Origin of the sequence: Halobacillus sp. GSS1, from assembly GCF_017307035.1 — a bacterium.
GTDB lineage: Bacteria > Bacillota > Bacilli > Bacillales > Halobacillaceae > Halobacillus > Halobacillus litoralis.
Genome location: NZ_JAFLHE010000025.1, coordinates 21,087 through 27,500 on the forward strand (window position 1 = coordinate 21,087; position 6,414 = coordinate 27,500).

Consider the following 6,414-nt stretch of genomic DNA (forward strand, 5'->3'; position numbering starts at 1 on the left):
TGTAATGCAATTGTAACATTCCATTAAATAACAGTAAATAAAAAGGAGAAGCTTTATGTAAGCTTCTCCTTTTTATCACTTTTAACAATCTATAAGTTTTCTAAAAATAATCGAATGACATCCGCTCCGCCTATGAATGTACCTAATGAGCTTCCGATATTGGCTAGAACAACAACGAGAAGAATACGAGTCACTTTATTGTTCCAGAAACCTTTCACACTTGTTACATCATCAGACAACGTTTCAAAGTCTGCTACATTTGGACGTCGGAAATAAGCTTGCACAATTCCAGCAAACCAGCCTGCAGCAATCAATGGATTCAATGATGTAATCGGCGCCATGACAAATGCTGACACTATAGCTAAAGGATGTGCCAGAGCTGCAGCTGCTCCTATGGCAGAAAAAGACCCGTTCCAAAGCACCCAGCTGATGGTTTGTTGTGTACCTGCAGCCGGGTTCGAAAAGAAGGTGTAGAGAATGATGGACACAATCAACACGGGAATACTCCACCCAATGATTTTCGGTACTTTCGATTTTGGTGGACGCTGTTTGAGCTTTTTCAAATCGTGTTCTTTGTAGATTTCTTCCTTGATTCCAGGTACATGGGCGGCTCCTAGAATAGCGACTACTTTCTCTCCTGGTGCATCTTTAATTTTCTGGGCCAGGTACTGATCTCGTTCATCAATTAAAGGTTTCTTCAACTTTGGAAAGTTATCCGTCAAATCCTGCAGCATCCCATCAAGCATATCCTGGGATTTCATCTTTTCCAACTCTTCTTCAGAGATTTTATCGTTACTGAAGATGCCATAAAAGATGGATAATAACAGCTTCATCTTCCCACCGAAACCGATGTTGCCCCATATTCTTGAAAAAGTGATCTGAATATTCCGGTCAGCTAACACAAGCTCTGCCCCGACTTCTTCAGCTGATTCGATCCCCTGGATCATTTCCTGGCCTGCTTGGATACCAAACTGTTTTGCCATACGTCTCTGAAATGAGGAAATCGCTAAATTAACGAGCAACAAGGTGGCTTTTTTATTTTTAATCACTTCAAAAATATCTGTGTTCTTCCAACGATCACCATCTTGGATGGACTGAAACCTTTGCTCATCAAGTTCAACACAAACCGAATCCGGCTGCTCTTCTTCGATAACAGCTTTAACTTGTTCAGCACTTGCTTTCGAAACGTGAGCCGTGCCAACAAGTACATATTCCTTATCATCTATATGAATTCGCGTAATGTTTTCTTCCAATGCAGACATCTGAACCTTCCTTTTTGCTTACCGTTTATTTTCTCTCCCTTCTCATATTAAACTAGATGAGCTCAAATGAGAATCCTTTCACCTAAAAACATGCCATTGACAAGCATCATGAGGAAGGATAGAATCTCCTATAATTATAATAAAAACCTTGCGTATAAATTTGGAAATAAGGTCCAAATGTCTCTACCGAACCACCGTAAATGGTTTGACTACGAGAAGGATATTCTTATCCTTCTCTTGATTTCTGCACACGCAAAGGCTTTAAGAAAGAGGAGGAACAAAATGATGAAAATTCAAACACTAACGGAAAGAATAAAAGTAGCAAATAAAGAACGTCCAGCTGACCTAGTGATTAAAAATGCACAGATCGTCGACGTATTCAATGGGGATATCATTCATAAAGATGTTGCAATCGTCGATGGGTTCATTGCAGGGTTAGGAGATTATGAAGGAAAGAAAGTGATGGACGCTCAAGGTCAGTACATGGCCCCTTCTTTCATTGATTCTCATGTACACATTGAATCATCCATGGTCCCGCCTTCGGAGTTCGCTGAAGTCGTCATTCCTCACGGTGTGACCACGGTGATTACCGATCCTCATGAAATAGGAAACGTCCTTGGAACAGATGGCCTCCAGTTTATGCTCGATGACGCTAAAAACCTTCCCATGGACTTTCACTTTATGCTTCCTTCCAGTGTTCCAGCCACGCCATTTGAAACGTCAGGGGCAGAATTACAGGCCTCGGACCTCCATCCTTTTCATGCTGATTCACAAGTTCTGGGTCTTGGAGAAGTGATGGATTATTCATCACTGCAAAACGCTGACCCAGGGTTATTGGAAAAGATTGTACAAACAAACCAAGCCGGCGGCTATGTCGACGGACACCTTGCAGGGCTGGATGAGGATGCTGTAAATGTCTATTCAAGTTCAGGTGTTCAAACCGATCATGAATGCAATACTGCAGAAGAAGCCCTCGCACGCCTTCAACGAGGTATGTATGTGAGTATCCGTGAGGGATCCGCGGCCAAAGACCTGAAAGCCCTTCTGCCTGTAGTGAACGAAAAAAACGCTAGACGTTGCCTTTTCTGTACAGATGATAAACATATCGATGACCTTTTAAATGAAGGAAGCATTGATCATCACATCCGTTTAGCTTCTGCCCTGGGCTTTAATCCAATCACCGCTATCCAAATGGCCACAATAAATGCAGCCGAATGTTATGGGCTCCACCATAAAGGAGCGATCGCACCGGGATACATGGCCGACTTCCTATTTTTTGATGACTTACATGCACTGAATGTGACACAGGTTTTTAAGGAAGGAAAGGAAGTGGCTTACCAAGGAAAATTAGTGGAGGAACTACGATCTTCCTTTTCAAGTTCTCCTAAAATCACAAACAGTGTTCATATTCCAAGCCTTTCAAAAGAACAGCTGCGTATCCCTATAACCGAATCAAAAAAGGGAAACATCATCAAGATAAACAAAAACCAAATTAAAACCGATCACCTTATAGAAGAGGTGGAGATAGAATCAGGCTTCTTTCAACCTTCTGTGAGCAAAGACCATATGAAGTTGGTCGTCGTAGAAAGACACCACCATACGGGGAACATCGGACTTGGGATTGTAAAAGGAATGGGGCTTCAAAGAGGAGCTATTGCAACAACCATTGCCCATGATTCCCACAATATCGTAGCCTTAGGCACAAACGATGAAGATCTCGAAAAAGCGATCCAACACTTAGGGGGCATCGGTGGAGGGATGACCTTATTTCATGAAGGAAAACTACTCTCTTCCCTGCCCCTTCCAATAGCTGGACTGATGTCAGATCAAGGATATGAGAAGGTAGCTCATCAATTATTAGACATTCACAAAGATCTGTCTACTCTTGGTTTCACAAATGATTTCAATCCTTTTCTTACCCTGTCGTTTCTTACCCTACCTGTCATTCCAAGCTTGAAGCTTACCGATAAGGGCCTTTATAGCACAAAAGAAGCGAAACACATTTCTGTATCTATTTAACAAAAAATAAGAAGTCAGGCAATTGCCTGACTTCTTATTTTTCCTTAACTGGAGTTAGACTTACCCGTCATCTCTCGGCTCACCTTTTCAACAATCCGAGAAAGGTCCTCATCGATCCTAGCTCCACTGAACCTCATGACAGTCCATCCATGATTTTTAAGGTAAGACTCTTTTTCCCACTCATCTTCCCACACATCAGAAGAGATGAGAAAGTCATGCTCTACAGCCTCTACAGCAATTTTCAATTCTGGAAAAGCGACATCAACCGTGTACTTTTCCACTTGATAACGCAAAGTAGGTTGTAAGCCATAAGCAAGAAACCCTTCGTACAATTTACGGACTAAATTTGAGCTGAAACCCTCTGTATCCACTGCTTCTGGCTGCTCCTCGTTTCTGACTCTTAGTGTCAGTAAAATGGCAAGGACCAATAAGGTCATAAAAGCCAGATACTCGATAAACATGTTTATATTCATATTCATCACCCACTACCATTCTATCCAACTGACCCCTATTCTTATTCATTGAATCTCCCAGTTTTAGGAGATCAAATGAAAGAAAAACAAAAAAAGAAGCTGAAGGCACTCCTTCAGCTTCTTAACACTTTTATTATTCGAACACTTTTCGGATATCGATTTGAACAGTATCTTCTGAATCTATATCTTCCTCTGGATCCGCATCTTCTTCTGAATCTGCTTCTTCTTCTGAATCTGCTTCTTCTTCTGAATCTACATCTTCTTCTGAATCTACATCTTCTTCTGAATCTACGTCTTCTTCTGAATCTACATCTTCTTCTGAATCTACGTCTTCTTCTGAATCTACGTCTTCTTCTGAATCTACGTCTTCTTCTGAAACGACTACTTGAACAGCAGAGTTTTCAGCCGCATGCATTTTCGCTTGTTCACTTGCTTTTAATCGAGCAAGTGCTTCAAACTTCATTTCATCAGTTTTTGGTTCGTCCTGATCCTTTTGATCTGTATGCTCTTCTTTTTCTTCCATAGGAACTTCTGTCTCTTCTGAAGTGGTTTCCTCTTCATCTTTAATAGCATCTTCTTGCATTACAGAAGTATCATTAGATTCAGATTCTTCACTTGTATTTTTTTCCTCAGTGTTTTCTTCCATTTCTTCTTCATCAGAGTCATTTTGCTGCTTTTCTTTAGGACCATGGACAGCAGAATGAGGTGCTGCGTGTTCCTTCGCTGTTTCACTTGCTCGCTCACTGGCCATAGCTTGTGATCTCTCTTGATCAGTCTCCTCTTCCACTTCTTCTTTTAAAGGTGTTGGAGCTTCTTCAGTTTTCTCAGTCTCCATTGGCACGGCTTCTTCTTTCTCTTCTACACCATCTGTAGAATCAGAAAGATCTTCACTTTCTTCTTCAGAAGCGTGGACTGCAGATTTTGAAGCAGCATTTTCGCGAGCTTTTTCACTAGCCTTTTCACTTGCTTTAGAATGTGCCTTCTTTGCAGGTTTTTCTTTTACATCGGCTTGCTCATTTTCTTTCTTCGCTTCCTGCATTTCCACCACATGCTCTGGTTTTCCTTTTTCATCTTTTGCGGCTTCAGTAACTGTACCTCCTGCAAATATTCCCACGGAAAGTACACCTGCTGTAATCATAGATTTTACGATCATAGATTTATTGATAAAGTTCATAATTGATTCGCTCCTTTATTTTTAGTTAGTAGTAAGTATTATAAAAATAAAGAAGTTCTCTTAGGCGGTTCTCCTGGGGGCGCGTTCATCCACTGGGTACGCAAACGGTGATGCCTTAAGACGATCTCCGTATGATTCTCTGCCGATTCATACACATGTAAATATAAATCTCCCAATAACCATTGAAAAATAGAGTCCCCCTGTGACCGATCTTTTCCTGTTTTCCCTTGCAACGATATAGAACTGGGTTGGAGGACCCCTTCCTCTTGTAACGGCTTTCTTCCAGTAGGATCTTCTGCTGGAGGTGGTACATTCAGTAAAATATTTCTTACTGAACGACTTCTTTCATCTTTCCTGTTATGTAAAGCTTTTTCATATTCTTTTAGAGAGGTACTCTTATCTTTCACCTTACCTGAATGTGATGAATTCACCACAACTTTCTTGTCTTCCTCTTGATGTTTCTTTTTCTTCGCCTTTATCGTTTTTTTCGTATGTACACTCTTTTCTGGCTTCTTATGTTTTTGAGAAGAAATTGGTGGGCGAAATGATTTACCTTTTGAATCTTTTTTCTTCTTTTTACTATTCTTGCGATCCGCATTTTTATTGGTTTTAGTTTCTCTATAATCTTTCGACTTTACTTCCTTAGAACGATCAGATGCACGAGTCGTTTGAGGAGATTCCTCCTTCCCACCCTTTTCCCCTACACCTTCGCTTGAATTATTTTGAGGCTTTTGATCAGGGGGGGATGGTTCTTTTATCTTCCTCTTATTCAAATTCTCTTTTTTAGGAACTTCAACAGGTATAGATGGTTGTTTACCATCATTATTACCCTGATTTGCGCTTACCTGCCCAGGAAGTCCAACAAGAAAAGATAGACAAGCTACAAGAGATATAATGATACGTGCTAACAATCCTATTCACCTCCTTTTTAAACCGTTTTCAAAATCACCGCTATAGTAGTTAGGTCATTCGACAATTTTTGTGACCGTTTCTTCTCTATTTTTCTTAGGGAAAAAAGACTTCATACATAAAGTCTCTGTTTTGTTATTACATACGGTGCCCATGACACACTTTTTAGTAGATATTCTGTAGTGTAATGAGAATACAAAAAAGCTTCGCACTAATTAGTGCGAAGCTTTGATGTTACAACGTTTATGTTGTTTAGTTAGTACCGGTGGCCGGGGTCGAACCGGCACTCCGTGAGGAACACGATTTTGAGTCGTGCGCGTCTGCCAATTCCGCCACACCGGCATGTGACTATGGAGGCGGCAACCGGAATCGAACCGGTGATAAAGGAGTTGCAGTCCTCTGCCTTACCGCTTGGCTATGCCGCCATATCACGTTCAATTACGATTGTATCATATTCAAGTAAGAAAGAATATGTGATTTTTTTTTGGAGCGGGAGACGGGATTCGAACCCGCGACCCCCACCTTGGCAAGGTGGTGTTCTACCACTGAACTACTCCCGCAATTATAGTGGCTGGCC

5 protein-coding genes, 4 tRNA genes and 1 riboswitch (1 of these 10 cut by a window edge) are annotated in these 6,414 nt (G+C 41.1%); of the genes, 1 reads left to right on the forward strand and 8 read right to left on the reverse strand.

The annotated features are described in order from the left end of the window. Positions 1–89: 89 nt before the first annotated feature. Positions 90–1,262, reverse strand: coding sequence for a TraB/GumN family protein (locus tag J0K78_RS19785; protein ID WP_206948610.1), 1,173 nt, complete (start codon positions 1,260–1,262; stop codon positions 90–92). 130 nt (positions 1,263–1,392) lie between these two features. After that, positions 1,393–1,494: riboswitch (purine riboswitch) on the forward strand. A gap of 53 nt (positions 1,495–1,547) precedes the next feature. Here J0K78_RS19785 and ade point away from each other — a divergent pair. Beyond that, positions 1,548–3,281, forward strand: coding sequence for an adenine deaminase (ade, locus tag J0K78_RS19790; protein WP_370551191.1), 1,734 nt, complete (start codon positions 1,548–1,550; stop codon positions 3,279–3,281). A 44-nt stretch (positions 3,282–3,325) separates the two neighbouring features. Here ade and J0K78_RS19795 read toward each other — a convergent pair whose 3' ends face one another. The 7 genes from J0K78_RS19795 to J0K78_RS19825 all read right to left on the reverse strand — a co-directional run. After that, positions 3,326–3,754, reverse strand: a complete 429-nt coding sequence (locus J0K78_RS19795) for a DUF559 domain-containing protein (RefSeq protein ID WP_206948612.1) — start codon at positions 3,752–3,754, stop codon at positions 3,326–3,328. 133 nt (positions 3,755–3,887) lie between these two features. After that, the gene (locus J0K78_RS19800; RefSeq protein ID WP_206948613.1) at positions 3,888–4,928 is read right to left on the reverse strand and encodes a hypothetical protein; all 1,041 of its coding nucleotides are present in this window, start codon (positions 4,926–4,928) and stop codon (positions 3,888–3,890) included. A gap of 38 nt (positions 4,929–4,966) precedes the next feature. Beyond that, complete coding sequence (locus tag J0K78_RS19805) at positions 4,967–5,839, reverse strand: hypothetical protein (protein ID WP_206948614.1); 873 nt, start codon at positions 5,837–5,839, stop codon at positions 4,967–4,969. 258 nt (positions 5,840–6,097) lie between these two features. Continuing rightward, positions 6,098–6,179, reverse strand: a tRNA-Leu gene (locus tag J0K78_RS19810). A gap of 9 nt (positions 6,180–6,188) precedes the next feature. Beyond that, positions 6,189–6,262, reverse strand: a tRNA-Cys gene (locus tag J0K78_RS19815). A gap of 60 nt (positions 6,263–6,322) precedes the next feature. Next, positions 6,323–6,397 (reverse strand) — tRNA-Gly (locus J0K78_RS19820). An 8-nt stretch (positions 6,398–6,405) separates the two neighbouring features. Continuing rightward, a tRNA-Gln gene (locus tag J0K78_RS19825) sits at positions 6,406–6,414 on the reverse strand (it continues 66 nt past the right edge of the window).